At 57.7% G+C, this 24337-nt stretch carries 8 protein-coding genes; 6 read left to right on the top strand and 2 right to left on the bottom strand.

Annotation, left to right across the window (positions count from 1 at the left end; all coding sequences use genetic code 11):
* Nucleotides 1-7 precede the first annotated feature (7 nt).
* The 6 genes from CA832_RS07030 to CA832_RS07005 all read left to right on the top strand — a co-directional run bounded on the left by CA832_RS07030 (nucleotide 8) and on the right by CA832_RS07005 (nucleotide 5406).
* Nucleotides 8-967: a homoserine kinase gene (locus CA832_RS07030; RefSeq protein ID WP_088340889.1), complete on the top strand. Its 960-nt coding sequence runs from the start codon at nucleotides 8-10 to the stop codon at nucleotides 965-967.
* A gap of 3 nt (nucleotides 968-970) precedes the next feature.
* Nucleotides 971-2275 (top strand): threonine synthase, encoded by a 1305-nt coding sequence (thrC, locus tag CA832_RS07025; protein ID WP_088340888.1) that lies wholly within the window; start codon nucleotides 971-973, stop codon nucleotides 2273-2275.
* 66 nt (nucleotides 2276-2341) lie between these two features.
* On the top strand, nucleotides 2342-3427 hold the full coding sequence (gcvT, locus tag CA832_RS07020; RefSeq protein WP_088340887.1) for a glycine cleavage system aminomethyltransferase GcvT: 1086 nt from the start codon (nucleotides 2342-2344) through the stop codon (nucleotides 3425-3427).
* 27 nt (nucleotides 3428-3454) lie between these two features.
* A complete protein-coding gene (locus tag CA832_RS07015; RefSeq protein WP_088340886.1) occupies nucleotides 3455-4282 on the top strand; it encodes a sugar nucleotide-binding protein in 828 nt (275 codons plus the stop codon).
* 51 nt (nucleotides 4283-4333) lie between these two features.
* A complete protein-coding gene (locus CA832_RS07010; RefSeq protein ID WP_088340885.1) occupies nucleotides 4334-4621 on the top strand; it encodes a 4a-hydroxytetrahydrobiopterin dehydratase in 288 nt (95 codons plus the stop codon).
* Between the two features lie 74 nt (nucleotides 4622-4695).
* Nucleotides 4696-5406: a YebC/PmpR family DNA-binding transcriptional regulator gene (locus tag CA832_RS07005; protein ID WP_088340884.1), complete on the top strand. Its 711-nt coding sequence runs from the start codon at nucleotides 4696-4698 to the stop codon at nucleotides 5404-5406.
* Nucleotides 5407-5481: 75 nt separating this feature from the next.
* Here the strand turns inward: CA832_RS07005 and CA832_RS07000 are convergent, their stop codons facing one another.
* Together CA832_RS07000 and CA832_RS06995 are read right to left on the bottom strand one after the other, a co-directional pair.
* Nucleotides 5482-15048 carry a malectin domain-containing carbohydrate-binding protein gene (locus tag CA832_RS07000; RefSeq protein WP_233131755.1) on the bottom strand — a complete coding sequence of 3189 codons (9567 nt, stop codon included), beginning with the start codon at nucleotides 15046-15048 and terminating at the stop codon, nucleotides 5482-5484.
* Nucleotides 15049-15082: 34 nt separating this feature from the next.
* Nucleotides 15083-24259, bottom strand: coding sequence for a malectin domain-containing carbohydrate-binding protein (locus CA832_RS06995; protein ID WP_088340883.1), 9177 nt, complete (start codon nucleotides 24257-24259; stop codon nucleotides 15083-15085).
* Between the last annotated feature and the right edge of the window lie 78 nt (nucleotides 24260-24337).

Raw genomic sequence — 24337 nt, 5'->3', positions numbered from 1 at the left:
GAGGGACATGAGTCAGGACCTAAATGAAATACGCGTCTTTGCGCCGGCTACCATAGCCAACCTCTCCTGTGGTTTTGACGTCCTGGGCCTCGCCCTGGAAGGGGTTGGGGATGTGATGCACCTGAAACGCACCGACAGCCCCGGGGTGCGTATCCTTGCGGTCCACGGCATGGACCTGCCCCTGGAAGCTACCCAGAACGTAGCCGGGGTAGCTGCCCTGGCCCTGCTGGAGGCTTCAGGCTTCTCAGGTGGGGTGGAGATGGTTATCGAGAAACGGATCAAACCCGGGAGTGGCATCGGCAGCAGCGCTGCCAGCGCTGCCGGGGCTGCCTGGGGGCTGAATGCCCTGCTCGGATACCCATTTGAAAACCCGGACCTGGTGCGTTTTGCCATGGAAGGGGAACGCCTGGCCAGCGGCACGGCCCACGCAGACAATGTGGCACCCGCCATTTACGGGGGCATCACCCTGGTCCGGAGTACGGACCCGCTGGACATTGCCCGGGTACACTGCCCGGGAGAGCTGCACGCCTGCGTCCTGCACCCTCAGGTAGAACTAAAAACCTCCGATGCCCGCAAAATCTTGAAAACCAGCATCCCCATGGCCAAGGGTATCCGGCAGTGGGGCAATGTGGGCGGCCTGGTTACCGGCCTTTTCACCGAAGACTACGGCCTGATAAGCCGTTCCCTGGAGGATTGTATCATAGAACCGGTACGTTCCCTGCTGATCCCTGGTTTTGACACTATGAAGCAGGCTGCCCTCGAGGCCGGGGCACTGGGCTTTGGGATTTCGGGATCCGGCCCCTCAGTCTATGCCCTTTGCAGAGGAAGCGCTTCTGCCCGGCAGGTGGGCCAGGCCCTGCAAGAATCCTATGCGCCCTTTGACATCCCTTTCGAACTACACCTGAGTCCTGTGGGCCAGCGAGGCGTCTGCCTGCTGGAACCGGATCAGCAGCTACCTAAAGTCTAACCCATGGAATACTACAGCTTAAACGGGAACGCCCCCCGGGTCCGCTTCGACCAGGCAGTCCTAAGAGGGATCGCGCCAGACAAGGGACTCTATTTCCCCACTGAAATCCCCGTCCGGGAACCCGCTTTCTGGAATGGCCTGGGGGCAATGGAGGTGCCGGACCTCGCCCTGGATCTCATGCAGCCCTTTGTGGGGGATACCGTCCCAAAAGGTCGGTTGCGGGACATCCTGGAGGAGACCCTGGCCTTTGAGTTTCCCCTGGTGGAGGTCTCCCCCGGGGTATTTGCCCTGGAACTCTACCACGGGCCCACGATGGCCTTCAAAGATGTGGGGTCCCGGTTTATGGCGAGGTGCCTCGGGCATTTTTCTGCCGGTTCGGACCAGCAAGTGACCGTGCTGGTAGCCACCAGCGGGGATACCGGAGGGGCTGTTGCCCATGGCTTCCTGGGGGTGGAAGGCGTACAGGTAGTGATCCTCTATCCCGAGGGGAAGGTCAGCGATATCCAGGAACGGCAGCTAACCACCCTGGGGAAGAACATCCGGGCCCTCCGGGTCCGCGGTACCTTCGACGACTGCCAGGCCATGGTAAAAACAGCATTTCTGGATCCGGACCTGGAGGGTGCCGTCCGCCTCACCTCGGCCAACAGTATCAACGTGGCGCGCTGGATCCCTCAAATGCTGTATTACGTGCTTGCTGTCCGTGCCCTGGGCCCTGGAGCCGCAGCACCCGTCTTTGCCGTCCCCAGCGGGAATTTCGGGAATATCTGCGCGGGCCTGCTGGCCCGGCACATGGGGATGCCCTGCGCCCATTTCATAGCCGCCACCAACGCCAACGATACCGTCCCCCGTTATATGCAAACCGGACGTTATGATCCGCATCCGGCCGTTCCTACCATCTCCAATGCCATGGATGTGGCCGACCCCAGCAACTTTGTACGGATCCGGGAGCTTTTCGGGGATCGCTTTCCCGAGCTCTCCGCCACCCTGAGCGCCAGGGCTTTTACCGACACGCAAACGCGGGAGGCCATGAAAACCCTGTACGACAGCTATGGTTATGTGGCCGACCCTCATGGGGCCGTGGGCTACCTGGGCCTCCAGGCATTCAGGGATACCTATCCGGAAGCTCCCGGGATCTTCCTGGAAACCGCCCACCCCATCAAATTCAGGCCCGAGGTGGAAAACACCCTGGGGCTGCGCCTGGATATCCCACCGCAGATACAAACGGTTATGGGCAAGGAAAAACAATGGTTTCCGGTAGCCCATTACGAAGATGTCAAGGCCTTCCTGCTGGATTCCGCTGCGGGCTGATTTCCCCATCGGACCCCGGACGGATCGGGGGAATTTCAATACCTTTGCCGGAAGAAATTTACCGAGATGAAACAGACTGCACTGAACCACGTCCACAAAGCCCTGGGTGCCAAAATGGTCCCGTTTGCCGGGTATGAAATGCCCGTATCCTACGAAGGGGTAAACGCCGAACACCAGACCGTGCGCGAAGGGGTGGGTGTTTTCGATGTCTCCCATATGGGAGAATTCCTCATCGAAGGCCCGAAAGCGTTGGATCTGGTGCAATGGGTTACTTCCAATGACGTCAGCAAGCTGGAAGTGGGCAGGGCCCAGTACAGCTGCCTGCCCAACCCTGAGGGCGGGATTGTGGACGACCTGATTGTCTACCGGGTAAAAGAGGAAACTTTCCTGTTGGTGGTCAATGCCTCGAATATCGAGAAGGACTGGGAGCACATCAGTGCGCAGAATAAGGCCATCGGGGCGGAAATGCGCAACATCTCGGAAGGCTACTCCCTATTGGCTATCCAGGGACCTAAAGCCTCCGAAGCCATGCAATCCCTGACCTCGGTTGATCTTTCCGCCATCCCCTTCTACCACTTTGAGGTCTCCGATTTTGCAGGGATCCCCCATGTGATCATCTCCGCTACCGGATATACCGGGTCCGGCGGGTTTGAGATCTATTGCAAGAACAGCGAGGTGGAACAGGTCTGGAAAAAGGTGATGGAAGCCGGCGCCCCTTATGGGATCAAGCCTATCGGGCTGGCGGCCCGCGATACCCTCCGCCTGGAAATGGGGTACTGCCTCTACGGGAACGATATTGACGATACCACTACCCCCCTGGAAGCCGGGCTGGGCTGGATTACCAAACTCACTACGGATTTTGTGGGGAAAGCCCCCCTGGAAAAACAAAAGGCCGAAGGGGTTGCCCGCAAACTGGTGGGCTTTGAACTTCTGGAACGCGGCATCCCAAGACAGGGCTACGACATTACCGATGCCAACGGCACGGCCGTTGGCACGGTTACCTCAGGGACCATGGCGCCGAGTCTGAACCAGGGTATAGGCCTGGGCTATGTACCTACGGAAATGGCCGCACCCGGAACCACCATCTACATTCAAATCCGGAAGAACCGGGTACCGGCCCAGGTGGTCAGGCCCCCGTTCTATAAGGGCTAACCCACAGGAAATCAGCAAGGAGAAGGCGTGCGGGAAGCAGGAAAGCGAATACTCATACTGGGCGGAAGCGGATTTTTGGGGCATGCCCTGTACCGGGAGCTTTCCGGGTATTTCGACACCTACGCCACCTACTGCTCGGCGCGCCGGCGCTTTGAGGACAACTCCAAGTACCTGCGCTACGATTTACTGGAAGACGATATCTTCCGGCTCCTGCAGGAAGTGCAGCCGGATATTGTCATCTCTGCGCTCCGGGGGGATTTCGGGGCCCAGATTCAGGCCCACCTGCATCTGGCGGAATACCTGGCCACCCACAACGCCCGACTGCTGTTCCTTTCCTCGGCCAACGTCTTTGACGCCTACAGTAAATTTCCTTCCTACGAACTGGATAAAACGCTTTCGGAAAGTGTTTACGGACGGCTGAAAATCCGGATTGAAAACATGCTGCTACGGCTGCCCCAGGAAAAATGGGCCATCATCCGTTTACCCATGGTCTTTGGGAACTCCTCCCCGCGCATTAGGGAAATCCTCGATGCCCTGAAGGAGGCATCCCCTATTGAGGTCTTCCCCAACCTGGTGATGAACGTCTCCTCGGACGACAAGCTCTGCCAGCAGGTCCATTATATGATCAACCGCAGCAAGACCGGTATTTACCACCTGGGCTCCCGGGATCTGGTGCACCATGACGATTTTATCCTGGAAATCTGCCAGCACCTGAGCGATGCCAAACCCATCTTCAAGCGGGTCTACACTACCAATGACGAGCGGTACCTGGCCGTACTGCCGAGGCACAACAAACTCCCGCGCAACCTGCAGTTTGCCTACCAGGAAGTTATCGATGCGCATATCCCACAGTAGCAGCCTTTGGGAAATAGTGCAGTTTATGTACCTTCCGGGGAAACGACACCTATGAAACCTATGAACGAAACCCAGATCCGGCAGGCCCTGGAAGGGCTGGACGGCTGGGAGTATACCGGGGAGGCCATAGCCACCACCTTCGAATTTGCGGACTTCCGGGAGGCCTTTACCGCCATGACCCGCATTGCTTTCGAATGCGAGGCACAGGGCCACCACCCGGACTGGGCCAATGTGTACAACCAGCTGGAAATTCGCCTCAGTACCCACGATGCGGGCGGGGTTACTGAGAAGGACTTCCACCTGGCCCGGACCATTGAAACCTTAATTGCCGGGAGCTGATGTTTTGCCTGCTGCCCCCGCTTGAACAGAACCGGGGTTTTCGTATTTTTGGTCCCCGATAAACCAAGCGTACCATGGGAAGAGCATTCGAATTCCGGAAAGCCCGGAAGATGAAACGGTGGGCCGCCATGTCCAAGGCCTTTACCCGGATCGGGAAGGATATCGTCATGGCCGTAAAGGAAGGCGGGCCCGACCCGGATTCCAATTCGCGGCTGCGGGCGGTCATCCAGAACGCCAAGGCGGTGAACATGCCCAAGGACAACATCGAGCGGGCCATTAAAAGGGCCACCGACAAGAGCCAGGGCGATTATAAGGAGGTCCTTTTTGAAGGCTATGCCCCGCACGGGATTGCCATCCTAATTGAGACGGCCACAGACAACAACACCCGCACGGTAGCCAACATCCGCTCCTATTTCAACAAATGCGACGGGAACCTGGGAACCTCGGGTTCGGTGGAATTTATGTTCGACCATACCTGCAACTTCCGGATTGCCCCGGAAGGGCTGGACCCGGAAGAACTGGAACTGGACATGATCGATTTCGGGGCCGAGGAGGTCTTCGACGACGAGGACGGGATCCACATCTACGCCCCTTTCGAATCCTTCGGGGCCATCCAGAAAGAACTGGAATCCCGCGGCATTGAAATCCGCTCCTCGGGCTTCGACCGCATCCCACAGGTGACCAAGGAACTTACCGAAGAACAGGTGGAGGATGTCGAAAAACTCCTGGAGATGATCGAGGAGGACGATGACGTACAGAACGTCTACCACAACATGCAGGAGTAGATTTCCGCTTTCCTCAAGAGATAAAAAAAAGCCCCCGGGATTCCGGGGGCTTTTTAGTATTAGAATTGGAAATGGCTACTCCACTTTCTCTCCTTGCACATTGTAATTACCGGCCAAGAGGGAGAAATCCAATGCCGTGACCGACCCGTCCCCGTTAAAGTCCGCCCGGTCGTCGTAACCAGTGGCACTGCTGCCCAGGTTATAGGTGGCTGCCAGGATAGAGAAATCCAGGGCCGTAACCGCATTGTCGTTGTTGGCATCGCCTGCCAGCAACTCCCCTAGGTTGATTGTATTGGCTCCGGCCACCAGGGTCACCGTCACCACCCGCTGCAGGTACTTGGCCTCCTTCACCGCTACCTGGTACTCCCCTTCCGGCAGGTTGCTGAGGGCCGCTGCCCCGGAGTTGTCTCCATTTGCGGTAAAGGTAAAGGCCGGGGTGGTTTGCCCTACTTCGTAGAATTCCACGTTGAGCGTGGCCGTATGATCGGTACGCCCCTGGAGGGTGTAGTTGATCGTGGCCTGGGCCGGTTGGAAGTTCGGGTCATAAAGCAGGGTTACCACGTTGGAGGTCTCACTTACCGGCTGGTCTACGGCATAGGGGGTTGCAGAGGTAACCGCGATGAGCTGGTTCAACCCGCCATCGGGACCTGCATCCGGGCTCGCGGTGGCCAGTAGGGTAACCGGGATATCCAGCGTGCCGCCAGTCGGAATCTGCCCTGAAAAGAGGGCCTTGCCACTCATAGCCTCGTTGGCGTAATAGGTGGGGTCCCCCACGTTGAAAGGCGGGTCGCCGGAGGCGATATACAGCCTGGAATCCATGAGCAGGAGGGACACATAATCCCCTGGGGTTCCGGTGACTTGTACCGTCTGGTTGGGGTCGCTCACCGTGGCCGGGCCGGTGCCCACGCCCAGGACGCTTATGGTAGGCGCCGTGGGCAGGGTTTCGGCCAGGACCTGCGAGCCGCCGAGGCTTCCATCCTCGTACAGGCTGCCGGTCAGGGTGGAGCCATCGCTGTAGCTAATGGTAACGGTGGCCCCGATGAGTTCATACCCGGATACGGCACCGGCAGCGCCTGCTCCCGCGACCCCTTGAATGCTGTTGGGGTCCACATCCGTGGTAAACTGGAAGCTTTCCCCGGGGTCGAACCCGGTAAAGTTCACAGTTAGGACATCAAACCCACCGTTGCGTGGCTGGCTGAAGGGGTCCGCACAGGGGTCGGTTGGTGCCACAAAGCCCGTGGCTGCTGCCCCAGTATTCGGGGTGAGGCAGCTGGCGGTGGCGTCCCCTCCTGCCCCGGTCGGGTCGAAGACCATATCCGGAAGGATCCCGGTACTCAGGTCTATGCTCACCGAGGTGATCTGCAGGCCTCCGGTGGAGGTATTGGTGATCTGGAAGCTGTTACCGGCAAAGGTACTGGCATCCAGGCTGGCATCCGGGGTAACTTCCACCAGGGCGGAAGGCCCGAATACCGCATCCGGGTCGTATTCCAGAACGATGATATTGGAAGCCGTGCTGTTCTCCCCTGTTGGAGCGGTGGTGACAGCCACAAAGTGGTTCAGCCCGCCATTCGGCGTTCCGGAAGCCCCGGCCGTCTGGGTCAGGACCACAGGAATCTGGGCCACCCCGGATCCGTCCAGCTGGGCCGTGTACAATTGCTTGGCCATGGCCTCGTTCGCTTCAAAAAGGTCGATGTCGTACCCGACACCCGGGTTGCCCGGGTCAATATAGAGCCGGCCATCTATCCGGAGCAGGCTCACCTGGCTGTTGGGCACACCCGTAATGGTTACCACCTGGTTGGGGTCGGTCACCACCCGGGACAAAGCATTGCCGTCCACGGCAATGGCGGGAGCCTGCAGGTTCTGGGACGTCTGGTTGACCAGGACGTCGGAACCGCCAAGCGATCCCTCGTCGTATAGGCTGGCTGTATAGGTAACCCCGCTGCCGAAGGTAATACTCACGGTGGCCCCGATCAGTTCGAAGCCAGAGATGGAACCGGCATCGCCGGAACTCAGATCCCCTTTAATGGTGGTCGGGTCCATATCCACGCCAAAGGCGAAGGCCTCACCCGGGTCGAAGTTGGTGAAGTCCAGCACCAGCTGGTCGTAGCCTTCTTCGTTGTTCACGCCATTGTGCGGGAGGGCAAAGACGCTGACGCAGTCCGCTGCGTCCGTTCCGCCATCGGCCGGGACGGTTATCCCCACATCCCCTACGGAGGCTGTGCCCTCGGTAAGGCATTTGGCGGCATTATCCCCAGCCGTACCCACGGGATCGAAGACCACATCCATCATATACCCAGTATTGGTGGTGATGGTGACGTTGGTGATCTGGTCGTCGCCTGTATTGGAGATCAGGAAACTGTTGTTCCCGAAGGTGGAAGCTCCTATGCCTGCACCGGCGTTAACCTGTACCAGAGCTTCCGGGTTGCCCACGGGTTCGGCCGTGACATTCCAGTTAAAGTTCACCTGGGAGCTCAGGGCCGGGTCGCAACCGTCGGTGGCGGTCACCGTTACATTGTACGGGCTATTGGCGGAAGCCCCTGGGGTACCCCCAACGGCCTGTTGCGACTGCGGGGTAGCGTTGAGGATGGAAAAAGGCACGTCTGTGGCCACATCGTCGATATGCACGAGGGCAAACCGGTCCAGGCGGTGTCCTGCCGAACGCTCGGAAATGGAGATCGTGAAATTCCCCGGGTTCGGGAAATAAGCATATACTGCCGATCCGGCGCTATTATCAATAGTGACCGTGCTCCATTTGTTGCCACCGGAACCACTACGGTAGACTTTAAAAAAGCCATTTACACCGGGGTTTTCATTTCCGTGATCCGGACGGCCCATGGCATTTCCTGCGGGCCAGAACACTTCCTTGGTGGTTGGGTTACCCGCCAGAATCCCTTCGAACTCTGCCGTACCCGTAAGGGCATTGGCGTTTTTCAGGACAGTAAAGAAGTGTACTTCAGGGGTGTTGACAATCCGGAACCAGGTATCGTTCTCCTCAGAGAATACTGTCCCCGTAATGGCAGATTTCATGTGTAACCGGTATACCCCCGGGGTATTGATCTGGATGGGGTAATTCACCGTCTGACCGTTGGTATCACCAAAGTGGTTCGTACTGGCGACCAGATAATCGACCCCGCTTTCGCTGAAGAGGTTCCAACCACCGGGTGTATCTACGAAATCATTTTCGGCCTCGATCATCACGATCCCGCCGCTTTCGATGTAGGCACCCGCCACCCCGGATCCGGAGCCTTCTTGCAAGGTTCCGGTAATCAGGCCGGTAGCCGGGTCTATGAACAGGTTGGGGGGCAGCCCCGTGGCACTGTAGGTCAACCCGTCGCAAGGGTCCGTGTCACTGGCCAGGACCTGCAGGCTAACCACATCGCCGTCTACGCCCTGCTGTGGGCCGGGATTAGTCACCACGGGCGGCGTATTGCCTGTAAACCCACCGGCATCGAGGATTTCAATAGCCTTGACGCTCGGGTTTTCGACCCCGTGGAGAAACTCCAGGTTCAGGGTCCCGTCGGTTACGGTAACGGTATGGCTCAGCATAAAGGCGCCCAGGGCCCCGTTTCGGGCAAAGGGGTCTATATCGTCGAAGACCGGGGGTATCGCTCCCTCAACAGAAACATCAAATACCCGCTGCCCGGCCGCGGTGATCCCGTTGAAGAGCTCGGCAAAATAGAGCCGCACCTCAACGGTGGTCCCCGCTGCAACCGGGAAAGCCCAGTTCATTTCAGGGGTTTCCAGGGCATCGAATCGCTCGGTCTGGAAGAGGGTACTCGGCGTCCCTGCCGGCAACGAAGGGTCCGTCATTACAATAGGCCCCTGGTACGCGCTTGCCGAAGTCTGGTCGAAAGTCCCGGTAGTTGAGCTCGCACCCGATAAATACGGGGAGTTGGTGGCAGCTCCAAAATTACCTTCATCCTGCTCCCAGTCCGGGTTTGGGGTATCCGTGGCTGCCGTTAAAGGGCCGCCAGTATTGACCCGGTAGAGCACGGTGGCAGAAGCCGCTCCCGAACTCAAAGCCACCGGGGAAGTACTGCCCCCGTCGTAGTTAAACGTCAGGGTTGCTGTTTCGCCTTCGGCTGCACCGGTATGGCTCAAACTCACTTGCAGGCTGCCCCCGGGCGGGATCATGCGGAAGCCCAGGTCGGTCAGGACCTGGAAGTTCCCGCTGTTGGGACCGGAGAGAGAGGCCCCGGTGAGGATAATCGCCGCGTTGCCCCCGGTATGGGTCAGGGTCAGGGAGGCGGTTGCTCCCGCGGGTACTACCTGGGAAGCGGCCACGCCCAGCTGACCCGCCGTGATGGGGGTTCCGCTGGGGTTGTCGGTCCCGTAAACCTCCATGTTCTTCATGGTGCCCCCGCCGCCAAGGCTATTAGAACCTGCTGTTACGTGGATGCCGCTGCCGGATACGATGGCCTGGGTCCCATGGCGTTCGGTAATCAGGTCTGCCCGGGTGGTCCATGTCCCGTTTGACGGATTATAGGATTCGGTAGTCTTTACAGCATCGTCTACAGGGTTTCCGCCGAGGTCGTCCTCGATCTCCCCCCCAATGACATAGAGCTCATTCTGGAAGACGGCAGTAGCCGCAGCAGCCCTTGGCGTGGGCAGGTTCTGCCCTGCCGGGAGGGTAGACCAGGTACCGGTGGTGAAGTCGAATACATCCACCTCGGCAATCAGCGGCTGGAAGGTCCCTCCTGGGCCTCCCGAAAGACGCCCGCCGGCTACGTAAAGTTTATCACCGATAACCCCGGCGTGGAAGTGGTCCCTGGCCCTTGGGGTATCCGGGAGGGTGGTCCAGGTACCGGTAGCCGGGTCGAACTCGTCGAACCAGGTACCGTACCCGCCATCGTGCCCGTCATTGTTCCCGGCAATGATATAGAACTTGTCGTTGTACACCACCAAACCGGCCGAACCGCGTTTCCGGGCCGCCGGGATCTCCGGCCCCTGGATCCACTCGTCCTGGGCGGGGTTGTAGGCCCAGACGTAATCCGCGGGGACCTCATTGGGGAAGGCATTGTTCTTGAAGGCGCCGATCACCCAGATCAGGCCATTATACTCCACCGCCTGGAAGTGGTTAAAGGCCTGGGGAGCGGAACTCGTGGTTATGGGAGACCAGGTTTTACTCTGGTAATTGTAAACATCCAGGGTGGCAGAATTCTCCCGGCCACCGAAGAGGTAGAACTTATCCCCTGCCTGAACAAAGGAGCACTCATGGCGGGCGGTGTAGTTCTCGTCATCGGTCTGGTCCGCCCAGGCATCAGTTGGGGGCGGGTCTGCCGCCAGGATCTCAATTGCTTTGATATTCGGGTTCTGGATGCCCTGTATAAAGTCGATATCCAGGTTGCCGTCTGTTACGGTCACATTAAAAGTCTCAACCCCTGCGGTAGCCCATCCGTAGACAGCCGTTTGGTCGAAATCGTCCAGGACAAGCGCCCCTTCTATAGCAACATCAAAAACGCGCACGCCAGCGGTCTGGGCACCGGTCCAGACCTCGGCAAAGATGAGGTTTACGGTGTAGCTGCCATTGGCCACCGGAAAATCCCATTGCATGTTATCCGGGGCGGGAAGGGTGTTGTAACGCTCGGTCTGGAAGAGCGCATTCGGGTACCCTGTTGTATTTACAAAGGCTCCTGGAAGAGCTGCCCCAAAGGTCAGGTCCTCCGCACCGCTATTGACATAGGGGGAAGGCGCACCCGTAGCTGCCGTTCCATTGGCCGTAGCCACGGACTGGTCTTCTTCCCAGCCCTGTGGGCTGGCATCATTGGAAGCCGTTAAGGGCCCACCGGTGTTCACCCGGTACAGGACAGTGCCCGATACGGAGGGGTCCAGAACCACCCAGGAGAAGTTCTCCTGTACCGGAGTGCTTCCGGGTTTGCTCACCGTAACAGTTACTGCATACGGACTACCGGCAAAGGCCCCCGCTGCAATATTGCCAAAGATCAGGCCCGTGGTGGGTTCGATATCAATACCTGGTGGCAACCCGGTCGCGGCGAAACTGAAATTTTCGTTGGCATCCCCTCCACTGGCCTCAACGGTTAGGTTAATCAGCGCCCCTTCCACATGGGTCTGGTTGGGAATATTGGCTACCGTCACCGGCGGGGTAAAGCCACCGCTGAGGGAGAGGATTTCAATCCCGTTTACCAGGGGGTTCTCCGTAACGTGCTCAAAGAGGATATTCAGGGTGCCATCACCCACGTTTACAGGGTATTCCAGCATCCCACCTACCTGGTGTCCAAAGGTCTGCACCAGGTCCAGGTCATTCTGCACCAGGGCACCTTCAATGGAGATATCAAAGACACGCTGGCCTACCGCAGAAGTTCCCGCAAAGCCATTCCCCATATAGAGGCGAACCAGGTAATCCCCATTTTCCAGGGCAAAGGTCCATTCCATTTCCGGAGCTGTTCCCGGATCCCAACGCTCGTTGGCAAAGAGCGCCAGGGGTACATAGGACGGTACGGAAGCATCCACCGCAGGGATGTTATGGGTGGAGTGGTTTCCGGTGTTTACGTTCCAGGTAATCCCGTTGGCAGTACCTCCCTGGGCCCCGGTGGCCGTTACCCCGATCCAGTCCGGGTTCCCGGCATCCGTTGCTGTAAGGGTAGCCCCGTTGGCCCGGATCCGGAATATAGGAACCGGCTCGTCCGAGACTTCCACGGTGAAGGTCTGTTCCACAAAGAGGGTCTGGGTATCCGTGGCCCGGACCGTGATCTGGGAGGTGGCCGGTGCCCCGGGAAAAGTCAGGTTAAGAGCACCCCCGTTGATAACCGCCCCTATGGACGGGTTGCTATTGTTTTCTATGGTATAGGTCAGGTTCCCATCACCACCATCATCGGAAAAGTAATCCGCCAGTGTAAGGGAGGTCGGGGAAGCGCCTGTAAGAACGCTGATATCCGGGATTGCCGCCTCAATAGTTGGCTGGCTGCCCTGTACATTCAGGTAGTCCCAGGTACCTTCCACTTCCTCTCCTGCAGCGTTGGAGGAGCCGATAAACCCTACCATGAGGGGGTTAGAGGCATTCTGAATGGCGGACAGGATCGCTCCCCCTGCTGTAAGGGTGCCCAGGGTTTGTACAGGACCTGTATCAAACTTGTATTGAAGGGTAACATCCCCACTGCCCGGGTTGACCACAAAATAGAAGAATACTTCGTTCCCCGGACGGCTTCCTGTGGGCACAGTAACAGAGATGGGGGTTTGCGGTACATCATTGAGCTCCTGCAAGGCTGTAATCCCGGCCTGGGTAATGACAATCTTGATGTAGTTACTCTGGGTTCCATCCCCGATAAACAGACCTAGTTCACCCCCTGTTGGGGAATCCGGGTGGTAGAGCTGGAGGTTATCCGAAAAATTGAACAGCCTGCCTTCCACGGTAAAAGCGCCGGTGGCCGTACTGACGTTGACGCCATATTGGAACGCTTTTTCCTGGGAATTGGCGGAACCAAGGGCTGTCCCTGCTGTCATCTGCATGGTCATGGAACCGGTAGCCCCCCCCAGGATATCATTGGGGTTGGGGTCTGCCGGGTCGTCCCGGCGGTCCAGCCAGTTGAGCCAGTTGGCCCCGGTATCCCCATTGTTCATCAGGCCCGTAAACCCAAGCCCAAAATAGCCTTTAAGCTGCTGGTTGTCCGAAAACAGGTCGTTGAGTACAGGCAGGTTGAAGGCGTCTGAGCCATTGTCTGTAGGGTCGCCCAGCTGCATGGGATCTGCAGCATCCGGGATACCGTCTGCATCGTCGTCTGCGTCATTCAGGTCGGAAACCAGGGTCCCCCCGGCACTTTTGTCGAAATCGTTAGGCTGGTTCCCTCCATTGCAGATAAGCTGCTCGTCGGTCTGCCCCACGAGTTTATTGTCGATCTCATCCTGGTTGGTGTACCCGTCGCTGTCATTGTCGGCATTGGCATCGTACCCAGCCTCTCCCGGGAGGATGCAAATCACGAAATCCTGGGGCTCCAGGACCACGATGGAACCATTAAAGGGTGCCACCCAAATCGTACCCGGAAAAGGGTCAGAATCGCTGTTACAGGTAATCCCCAACGCATTTCCGCCCAGGTTGGAAAGGAAGTTATTCGTCAGATTCAGAAGGTTGCCGCTGGCATCGAGCTCGACCCTTCTCAGGACGCCGCCATTGGTACCAGCCAACAGGTTGCCCTGCATGGCCCCACCAAAGTTGGATGCGGTGTATTCGTCAATTCCATTGGTATTGGTCCCCCAGGTGGTCACCAGGATGTCGTTGGGCCCGTCCGGATTGTTGATGCCCGGACCCCTCCAGTCCCCCTCGTCGGGGTTGGCCAGGGCCACGGGTACCGGAGGCCAGTTGGCCGGAAGCGCAATGGCCGGGTTTGTAGTGGAGCCTGGTGTGGACCCATCCGGGTCATAGGTCTGTGTCCGGAACACAGAACCGGAGTTTGCATTTGCAGTCGGGTTGGTAAAAAGCCCTGCCCCTGCCGGGTTCGCCCGCACCGGGGTGGGATGCCCGCCGTAGAAACTCCCGAAGGTATAACTCTGAATATCCGTTGTAATCAGAGTAAGGTGATCCTGGTTGTTGACCTGCTCATTACCGACGGCGGAAGAACTGCCGGGTTCCGAGGGGTCGTAGTCGTTGTTCACGTTTGCGGTACCTTCATTTATGGGAAGGCCGCCCCAACCGCCATTAGCCCCATTATCCGTGGCGTAGACTTTCCCATCCTGGGTAACCACCAGATCATAAGAGTTCCGGTACCCGGGCGAGAAGATCTGTACCGGGCCCCCCGGAACAATCATAGCCTGGTTAAGACCGTCGTTCCCTCCCCAGGGGTCGTCTACATCTATCCCGTCATAACCCGGGGCGTCCGGGTCCGTTATCCCATTTGCGTTGGCCCGTTCCGGGTCGTCCAGGGTCGGGATGTCATAAATGTAGTTCCGTACCCCATCGTTGAGGATGGGCATGGACTCCAGCATGGTCAGGTTCACCGAGAGGATGGCCGCCGAAAGGGCATATTCGGTGGTCCACGCAAAATTGTCGGACGGGGCTCCCGCGTTGGTATGCCCTCCCGAAGCGACGATGAGGTAATCGGTGCCCCCTACCGTAACAAACTCCAGCCCATTGGTGGCATGGTTTTCTTCGGAGCGCGGCAGGCCGCGTACGATATCAACCGCTTCCCAGCTGCTGCCGTTCCAGGTAATGCGGGTTATCACCCCGGAATTGGTATCCAGGTTCTGGTCGCCGCTGGGGCCACCCACCCGCGAATCGCTGGAGGTCGCATAAATGACAGGGTTGGTCGCCGTCCCGGCCACGGTAATCCCGGTGGCCTCCCGGTTGTTCCCGGCATTGGAGGATCCATCGTCATTGTGGTTGGGGATATTCTTGACCAGCAACAGCTCCTCACTGGCTACCACAACATAGTCGTCCGGCCCATTGCGCTGGATGGTGAAGATGTCGATGGTCCCGTTTAGCTGCAGGACGTACAGGCGCCCGTCCGGGCCGAACATTAGGGAAGTGCCCTGGCTGACGCCGCCGTTCCCGTTGAAATTCAGCTGGCTTTGCCCGAATGATTGTGCCTGCAGCCCGCTTAGGGTCAGGAGGAAACATACAGCCAGCAGGAGGGCCGTGCGGATACACCGCACGGCTCCTATACTGGTTTTGGTTATTTGTGGGGTGGTCATTTTCATGCTAGTATTCTTATTGAATTAACCCGGGTTACCGGTAACGGCTTACCACTACTTCTTCCTGATACGAATTGCCGTAGGCATCGGTGGCCCGGATGTAATAAATCCCGATGGGGAGGTCCATGACCTGCAACTGATACGAGGTCAGGTTTTCATCCCCTCCGGCCTGGACCACTTTAACCAGTTTCCCGGAGGTGTCAAAGACATGGAGGGAAACCAGGCGCACCGGTTCTTCGAAGGTTACCTGTACCTCGGTATCGGCAGGGTTCGGGCTGGCCGTCATGGGTATTACAGGGGCTATTTTAGCAGTAGCCGGGCTCTGTACCACGGAGAAATTCACCGTAATGGTCGGGCCGATATTCGGGTTGGCCACCAGGGTATAGTTGCCAACCGGGAAAGGCTTCCCGAGGATATTCGTCCCGATATCGCCAAAGAGCGAACGCGGGGCCGGGCTTTCAAAACGGCTCTCATTGATAGGTCCGGTGAGGTTAAACTGGACCCCTCCTGAGGTAACAGCCGGGTCAAAGATCACACCCAGGGGGGTCTCCCCTATCGATGCCTTGTCAATCACCATTCCGTCAAAGAGGCGGAAGAGCTCGGTATCGGTATTGGCATTGAGCACAATCAGGGGTGAGGATCCGCCAACAGCAGTCACCAGGATGGTTTGAACCGCACTATTGGTACAGCCGTTGCCATCGGTATAGGTGTAGGTGATGGGGAAACTACCCGGTCCTACAGAAGGATCGAATACGCCTCCACTGACACCTGTACCGCTGTAGGTGCCGCCAGCTGGGGAACCGCCACTCAGGGCAAAGGGGGCATCCGTACTGAGCACACTTGCAAACGGGGCCAGGGTTACCGCAGGAAGCGGAGGTCCGCTCAGGCTGAAGGTTAGGGTATCCGAACATCCGTTAGCATCCGTAGCCGTAACCGAGTAATTACCCGGCGCAAGGCCTGTGGCCGTAGGGCTGTTCAGGCCGCCATTATGGCTCCAGGCGTAGGTGACCGATCCAGTAGCCCCGCTCACGGCAATGGTCGCACTGCCATTAGACACCAGGCAACTGGTGGCCGGGGAAGTGCTCGCCAGGCTAGCATCGAAACCGGCACACAATGGATCCTCGTCCGCTACGGTGAAGTTCACCGTTAGCGTGGGTCCGTTATTCGGATCGGCGATCAGCACGTAGCTGCCCACGGGGAAGGGTTTGCCCTGGATATCCACCCCTTTGTCTCCAAAGAGGGAATGGGGAGCGGGACCTTCGAAACGGTTCTGGGTAAGGGGGCCGCTCAGATTGAACTGTACGCCTCCAGGGTTCAGGTCCGCATTATATATGATCCCAAGAGGGGTTTCTCCAATATCGCTTTTGTAGATAGTCATACCGTCTACCAGGGCAAACAATTCCGTATCCGTGGTAGCATCCAGGACGATAAGAGCTGAATTATCCAATTCAGCGGTCACCGTTATAGACTGTACGGCGCTATTGGAACAGCCGTTGCCATCAGTATACGTGTAGGTAATCGGGAAAGTACCCGGCCCAACGGATGGGTCGAAGAAACCTCCGCTCACGCCTGTACCGCTATAGGTACCTCCAGCCGGCGAACCGCCGGTAAGGGCAAAGGGCGCATCGGTAGTCACTACATTGGCAAAAGGCGCCAGGCTTACAATGGGCAGGGCCGGCCCCGTGAGGGTAAAGGCCACCACATCTACGCAGCCGTTCTGGTCGGTAACTGTAACGGAGTATGCCCCGGCTGCAAGTCCTGTTGCCGTTGGTCCGTTGAGCCCGGCATCATGGCTCCAGTCATAGCTTACCGCTCCCGTGGCACCGCTGACCGAAAGGGTCGCGCTGCCATCTGTCCCTGAACAGGTAGTCGGGTCCGTACTGGATTCCAACAGGGCCAGGAAGGACGCACAAGCCGGATCCTGGTCGGTAAAGGCAAAGGAAACGTTTGCAGTGGCTCCGGCCGTACCACTTCCGCTGTTGCCGGAATAGGCAGTGGCATTCAGGTTATAGGTACCCAGCGGGAAGACCTGCGGGTTGTAATTGCCGGAGGCATCCCCATATAGGGCATAGGGCGGTACGCTCTCGGTTTGCGACTTGGTGAGCGGTCCGCTGAGTTGCAGGACTACGCTTTCCGTCAACGGCCCGGCCTCTGCCCGGATATTCAGGTTTGCCGTGGGCAGGGTGTTCACGTCGATCTGCATCCCCTCGGTAATGGTGAACAGATCCACATCTGCATCGGCATCCACCAGGACGAATTCAAGCACGCCCAGCGGGGGTACCGCCACCACGTTGAGGGTTATAGGGATGCTGGCATTGGTATAACCGGTCACCGGCCCTGCTTCAAGGACCCCTGTATACGTGCCGGGGGCCAGGCCTGCACTATTGAAGATAACCTCATAGGGCGTATCCTGGTTGGCCGCACTGGTGGTGGCCGCCCAGGTGGGTGCTACGCCTGAGGCATTGTCCGTCAGGGTCATGGCTGCCGGAGTGGGCAGGGTGCTGGCATCGTCTGAGTCTACCGTGTAGAAGACATCCGCCGTCTGGCCTTCAAAGAGGGTGACCTCCATGGAAGCAGGCGCAATGACCAGGTTGGCTTCAGAGGCCAATTCTACCGTCAGGTTAAAACTGCAGGTAGCAGTATTCCCTGACAGATCCTCTGCTGTAAGGGTAACAAGAGTGATCCCCGAAACCGCGGTCCCGGCTACCGGCGACTGGGTGACCACCACACTGGCGTCGCAATTATCGACTGCACTGGCCAGGCCTGTCAGGTCCGGCATGGAAAGGTTACCTGAGATATCTCCGGTTAACGTCTGGTCTCCGGGGCACACGATATCCGGTGCCTGCCCATCATTGACCGTCACATTGAAGGTACACTGGGCCGTATTGCCGGCCAGGTCGGTGGCTGTAACCGTTACCGTAGTAGTACCCGCCTCGAAGAAACTGCCCGGAGCATGGGAATAGGACAGCGATGGGGCACTGCCATCATTATCGGTGGCAGAGGCCGAGAAGGTCACCACAGCACCGCACTGATCGGTGTCGTTGGAAACTGTGATATCTCCCGGACAGGTTACCACCGGGTTTTCTCCATCGGCTTCAAGACTTGCCGTGACCTCCCAGATCTGCTGGCTGTTGTCCTGGGCAGTCACCGTGTATTGCACCGGGGAGGTGAAATCGTTCGGCACCCCGGTATCCGGATCAATAGAAGCAAAGGGAGAAACACCAATGGTAGGCGTAAGATCGCTCAGGTCTGTTCCGAACGGCATCGTAAAAGCAACGGTGTGAGACACCGCATTGATATCGGAAGCTCCTACCTGACCGCCTACAGTGAAACTCACGATATCATTCGCCGCGGAAGCGGTAAAGTTCACGATCACATTCTGGAAACAGGTCCCCGTATTGCCGGAGGCGTCGGTAACCGACCATGTGATCTGGGTGGTCCCAACCGGGAACGGATCGGACAGTGTCAGGCTGGCATTGTCGCTGCGCACCGCAGTGGCAGTAAGGCCGGAATCACAATTGTCGAGGATACCGGGCTCCGGGACCGTCACGATAACCGGGCTGCCGTTGGAGCTGGTCACAATCACGTTGGCCGCGCAGGAGACTACCGGAGCCACCGGATCAGTAACCGTAACAGTGGCCATACAGAAATCGGTGTTGTTATTCACATCCGTAACTGTAAGCATCACCTGGTTGGGCCCGAGGCTGGAACAATCGAAAGAGGTGGTACTGGCGACCAGGGAGGCGATAGCCACGTTATCGGTGGAGCCGCCATCTATATCTTCGGCTGTGAGTGTCGCCACGCCGTTTTCATCCAGGAAGATCTCGATATTCTTACAAACTGCCGAAGGGGCAATGGTATCCGGGTCCTCGGTTACGATAACGGAAACGGAGGTGCCCGTACAACCATTGGAGTCGGTTACGGTTACAAAATAGGTGCCCGCCGTAACATCTATGGTCTGGCTGGTTTCTCCGGTAGACCAGAGATAGCTGGTATAGCCGGCCCCGGCATCGAGGGTTACCCCGGGGGTACCCTGCAGGTACGTGAGCGGGCCGCTGATGACCGGCATCGGGCCGGCAGGATCGTTGAGGACGACCTGGGTAGTAGCGGTGCAATCGGGATTGTCCACACTGCGGACTACAATGTCATAAGTTCCTGCAGAAAGGCCACTGAAGGCCCCGCCGTTCTGGAAGAAGTCCGTGCCCCCGTTACTGCTGTATTCCAGGTTGGAACCTGTGGCCGTGACCTGAAAGCTTCCGTCATTGGTAGTACAGCCTGAAGGATCTTCCAGCGAAACATCAGTAATAGAAACCAAACAGACGTCGAAGGTTACCTCGGCCCGGGCTTCCGGATTGGTGAATTCGGTATGGAACTGGTCCGCAACGATAACAATAAGGGTATTCTCCCCTTCCACTATGCCATTACCCTGCCCATTGGCAGACAAGGCACCGCTGTTCTCGTCAAAGACGAACTCGGTATCACTGAGCTTCCAGGGCGCAGTGGCCGGTGCGGTGGAAACCCGAGTATTGATATCGAGGGTATTGGGGTCCGGAGGGTTGATGAAGAAGTGGAAGTGTTCGGTATTGCCAAACAAGACATCCGTAGTGCTGACCTCCACATTGACCGTAAGGCTGGAAAGTGTGCTGCCACTAGTCGGGCTCACAAAGGTCACCGCAGGGGCGCTCACCTCCACGCTGATCTCATCGAAACCTTGCAGGGTCTCGGAATCCGCGGCAGTCGCCCGGAGGAGTTGCGTACCCGGGGTTACAAACGTACCTGTGGTACTTCCCCCTGACCCGGCGGGGGTAAACTGGGTATCGGAATCCGAAGTCCATTGGATCGAGGAACTTACGTCCCCATCTTCGGTGTCATTTGCCGTAGCCTCCAGGGTAATGGCCTGGCCGCGGCTGACGCTGGCACCTGCCGTGGGAGCGGTAATGGCTACCACCGGTGCGGTATTCAGATCCGAAACAAAACAGATGTCTATCCCTTTGATGGACGGGTTCTGTGTGCCCTGGATAAAGTTGATGTTCAGGACGCCATCGGTTACCGTAGCCGTATATGTCTCTACTTTAGCCACATTCACGTCGGCCCCAGTGGGTCCTGACGGACGGTAGTCGTCCAGGGCCAGGTCTCCTTCGATCAATACGTCGAAAACCCTGGGACTGTTGATCTCCCCGGTCCAGTTCTCATTAAAAAGCAGTTTAACCTCAAAGACACCGTTGCCCGTGGGGAAGGCCCAGTTCATATTGTCCGGGTTTGCGGCTTCGCTGTATCGCTCGGTCTGGAAAAGGTAATCTGGATACCCCGTGGTGTTCGACACCAAAGGCGCATTGGAGCCAAAAGTCTGGTCCAGTGCGGGAGGGGTCAGATCCAAGTAAGGAGAAGGCGTTCCGAGCTGGGCAGTGCCGTTGGTGGGGCCGCTGGCTTTCTGGTCTTCCTCAAAATCGCCATTGGCCGACAGGATGGCCGGCCCACCCGCATTCACCCGGAAACTCGGGGTGGCGCAGAAGGGATCGGATTCCACGACATTGACTATTATGGTACTTTCCCCCGTTTGGGGGTCTGCTACGTCAAGATCGGTGGCCGATGCGGTGACGATATGCGTGCCCACGGAAAGGGAGGCATTCACGGAGGCCCCTACTCCAAGGGCGCCATCAAGGTTAGAGCTCCAGCTGATGGCTGCGGAGAGATCCCCGTCTTCGGTATCGTTAGCCGTCCCCGTGAAGGAAAGGCTTACATCGGAGGTGGCATAAATACCGTCTGCCGGGGAGTTGATTACCACTACAGGTGTAGCATTGTCACTGACCAGGGTAAAAACAAAATCACGGATATTCACCCCTCCGTTAAACTCCAGGCGCAGAGTCTGGGGTCCGGGACTGGTGAAGGTTATGTCCGTAGCATACCCGCTGTAGGACTGCCAGGCCGTAGCCGGTGCCACAACCGAACCTATAGGGGTAAAACCTGTTCCCGACTCCTCGAGGTAGGTTACCGTGGTAGCTGCACCACTGCCGTTGCCAGCAAACATTTCCACGGTATAGGTACCTGCAGCAGGCACATCGATAAAATATTCCACAAATTCGCCAGTATCGATCCAACCGATATTCTGGGCAGCTGTATTTTCAATAGCCACGGTGAAAGGGGCCGCCGGACTTCCCCCGTACCAGGGCAGTGGGTTGGCAAAGGTTCGTGCCAGCACTGTGGCAGGAACGGGCTGGGCGATATCGATCAGGAATTCCTCAGTTACTGGCGGGTTGGCCCCGTCATCCGCAGTTATGCGGGCAAGGTAGGCCCGTCCGTCACCAGGGGCAGTCACCCAGTTCAGGGTCCAGGTTCCTGAACCAACGGGGTTTTCAGTAAAGGTATAGTCCGAGGAGGGAACCTCCAACCCGGAGGTGAAGGGTGTAGTATTGCCCCCTGTGTTGAAGACGCTTTTGTCATAGATGACAATTGAGGCATTGGGGTTGGAATCATCATTTACCTGGATAACCTGGTTCACTGTCCCTCCCTCAGAAACCTCAACATTGGCAATGGGGTCAATGGTCGGGGGTACATCCAGCGGCGTGGTGAAATTAAAATCCCTGACGTTTGCACCCCCGTTAAAGGCCAGGCGCAAGGTCTGTACCCCGGGGTTTGCAAAGGTCACCTGAGCCGTGTAGGGGACGTATGTTTGCCAGCCCGTCTGCACCACATTCAGAGTTCCGATAGGGTTGAAACCGGAGGTTGTTTCTTCAGATACCGTAATTACAGTGGTCCCTGCAACCCCTTTACCGGCAAACAGTTCCAGGTCGTAGGTGCCTGCAACCGGGACATGTATCAGGTAGTCAACAAAGTCCCCATTGTTGATATAGCCAATGTTCTGGTTGGCATTGTCCTCAATGGCCACGGTATAGGGGCTTGTAGGGCTTGAACTGCCATACCAGGGATCCGGGTTGAAGAACGTCCTGGCCAGGATGGTTCCCGGCAGTTGCTGGGCCACGTTTATCCGGAAAGACTCAGTAACGGGGAGGTTCACCCCGTCGTTGGCCGTAACCACAGCCAGATAGGATTTGCCTTCCCCGGGGGCCGGCGTCCAGTCGAAGGTGTAGCTGCCGCCGCCATTGTCCGTAAGGGAACCTACCGTTACCGTTGTTGTTGGGGTAAAGGGATTGGTACCCCCGGCGCTCACGTCGAATATTTCGATGGTCGCGGCAGGATTGGTATCGTCTGTCACGGCAATGGGGACGGAAATGGCATCGCCCTCATTGGCAAAGACATCCGCAATGGCCGCGATTGCAGGAGGATCGTCTCCGGCTGGCGGGTTGATGGTCAGGGTAAATTCTTCGGTGACCGGGGCACTGGTGCCGTCGCTCACAATAACATTGATGGTGTAAACCCCGGCATCCCCGGGCAGGGGTGTGCCTTCCAGTTGTCCGTTACCCGTATTATAGGTCAGGCTTGCGGGCAACCCGTTAAGGGTAACCGTCAGGGGGTCGTTTTCCGGGTCATTGATATTGAGCAGGACAGCGGCGGCCTCCCCGGCATTCACGCTGAAATCCCCAATGGCGCTCAGCGGGTGCAGGTTTGCAGAAGACACCTCGGTGACGCAAATCCCAGAGAGCTTGCCGTTGTCAATAGTGGCATCCCCGATCTGCAGGCTCACCGAGCCGTCGGTGACCTGGACAAAATAAGTTCTTGTAATGGCGGTTTGGTTGCTGGAAAGGCCATCCTTTATTGGGTCTACCAAATCGTATTCGTCAAGGATCAGGTTCCCGTCCAGGAAAACGTCAAAAACGCGTCCACCCGAACTGGGGTGGAATACCTCGGCAAAATACAGGTCTACCTGATAAAAGCCATTTGATACAGGGATGTCATAAATAAATGCCGGGTTGGCAGGGGCACCGCCATAGATTTCCTTTTGGAACAGCAGTTCTTCCCCACTTCCCGGGGTTGTACCGGCAATGGCATTACTGTAATTTGAAAAAACGGTCCCGTTGGTCCGGGTAAAGCCGAGCCCCGTTGGCGGGGCTGTGGCCGGATCCCCGACAAAATTCCGGCCGAAAGCCACCAGGTCTGCGCTGCCCGAGGCAATACAAAGTTGGAAGGGAGGGATTTCCTGGAAGGTCACACTAATGCTGCTGTTCTGGGTTACCCCAACGAACTCATAACTAAGAGTTGGGGGTTCCGGGTTCCCGTTTACCAGTAATTCCGCGATCTCAAACCCGGGATCCGGAGTGATGGTAAACGTTATATTGTCGTTCTCGTCCACAGAGACGGCCCCCGAGGGGGAGATAGACCCGTTGGGGCCCGCGCTGGCATTCACCGTGTAGGTTGTAATGGAGGGGGACGTGATGGTAATAGGTTGCTGGCTTACCCCCTGCAACCCCCCGTCGTCAGTTACCCGCAGGGTTACGGTGTAGGTAGTGGCTGTGGTATAGGAAAAAGTAGTATTCGCCCCGGAAGTGGTATCGTCGAAATTACCGTCCCCGTCAAAGTCCCATTCCCAGGAAACAATAGTCCCGTCGTCCGTGCTGCCCGTCCCGTCGAAGGAGACCACCTGGTTGGTTTCCGCAGGGTTCGGGGTAATACTAAAGGAGGCGACAGGATTCTGGTTGGCGGTACCTACCGTAACACTGGCTCCGGTAAGGGAATTCACAAAATTGGTGCCGGTGAGGAACACGCCACTCTGGATGGGGTCGGCACCATCCGGGTCGTAGAAGTCTACAGTGGTAGTGCCCTCGGCAATGGCCTGGAACTCGATCACCACCAGATCGATATCGGCCGTTGTGGGTGCTGCAAAATTACCAGCACTATACTGTACCGTCCCAAGCGTATTGTTGGAGACAGACAGCAATGGGATGGGCAACTCCGTTCCACCGGCGGTAACGCTCTGCACCTCGAGAATAGCCGGGTCGAAGCTCAGGTAGGCGTCTGCCGTACTGTAGGTAACCCCATTGGCTGCAATTTCCACGGTAAGGGAGAATGTGTCTCCGGTATTTACCGTAGAAGTGGCCGGGGTTACGGACATATCTGCCTGGGCCATGGCAGACTGCCAGGAACCTACCCCGGAGAGTGCCACCAGCAGGACGGCCAGGGGCAGCCAGTTCCGGTAGGGTTTGGAGTCTGGTCTGACCGGCTCCGGCAAGGGAGTCAGATTGCTTTTTCTACCATTGATTAAGGCATTGAAGCTACGCAGGGTAGCTTCCAGGATCGGGAGTACAAATCGTTCCATAGGTGGGATGGGTTGTGGGATATTGGTGGTTTTGGTCTTTCAGGATTAAGACACGCCTATGCCGGAAGTCACCCCCCA

This window comes from Robiginitalea sediminis (assembly GCF_002198115.1).
Classification (GTDB): Bacteria; Bacteroidota; Bacteroidia; order Flavobacteriales; family Flavobacteriaceae; genus Robiginitalea; species Robiginitalea sediminis.
Note: the sequence above shows the minus strand (reverse complement) of the source record. Positions and strands in the feature narration are given on the sequence as shown.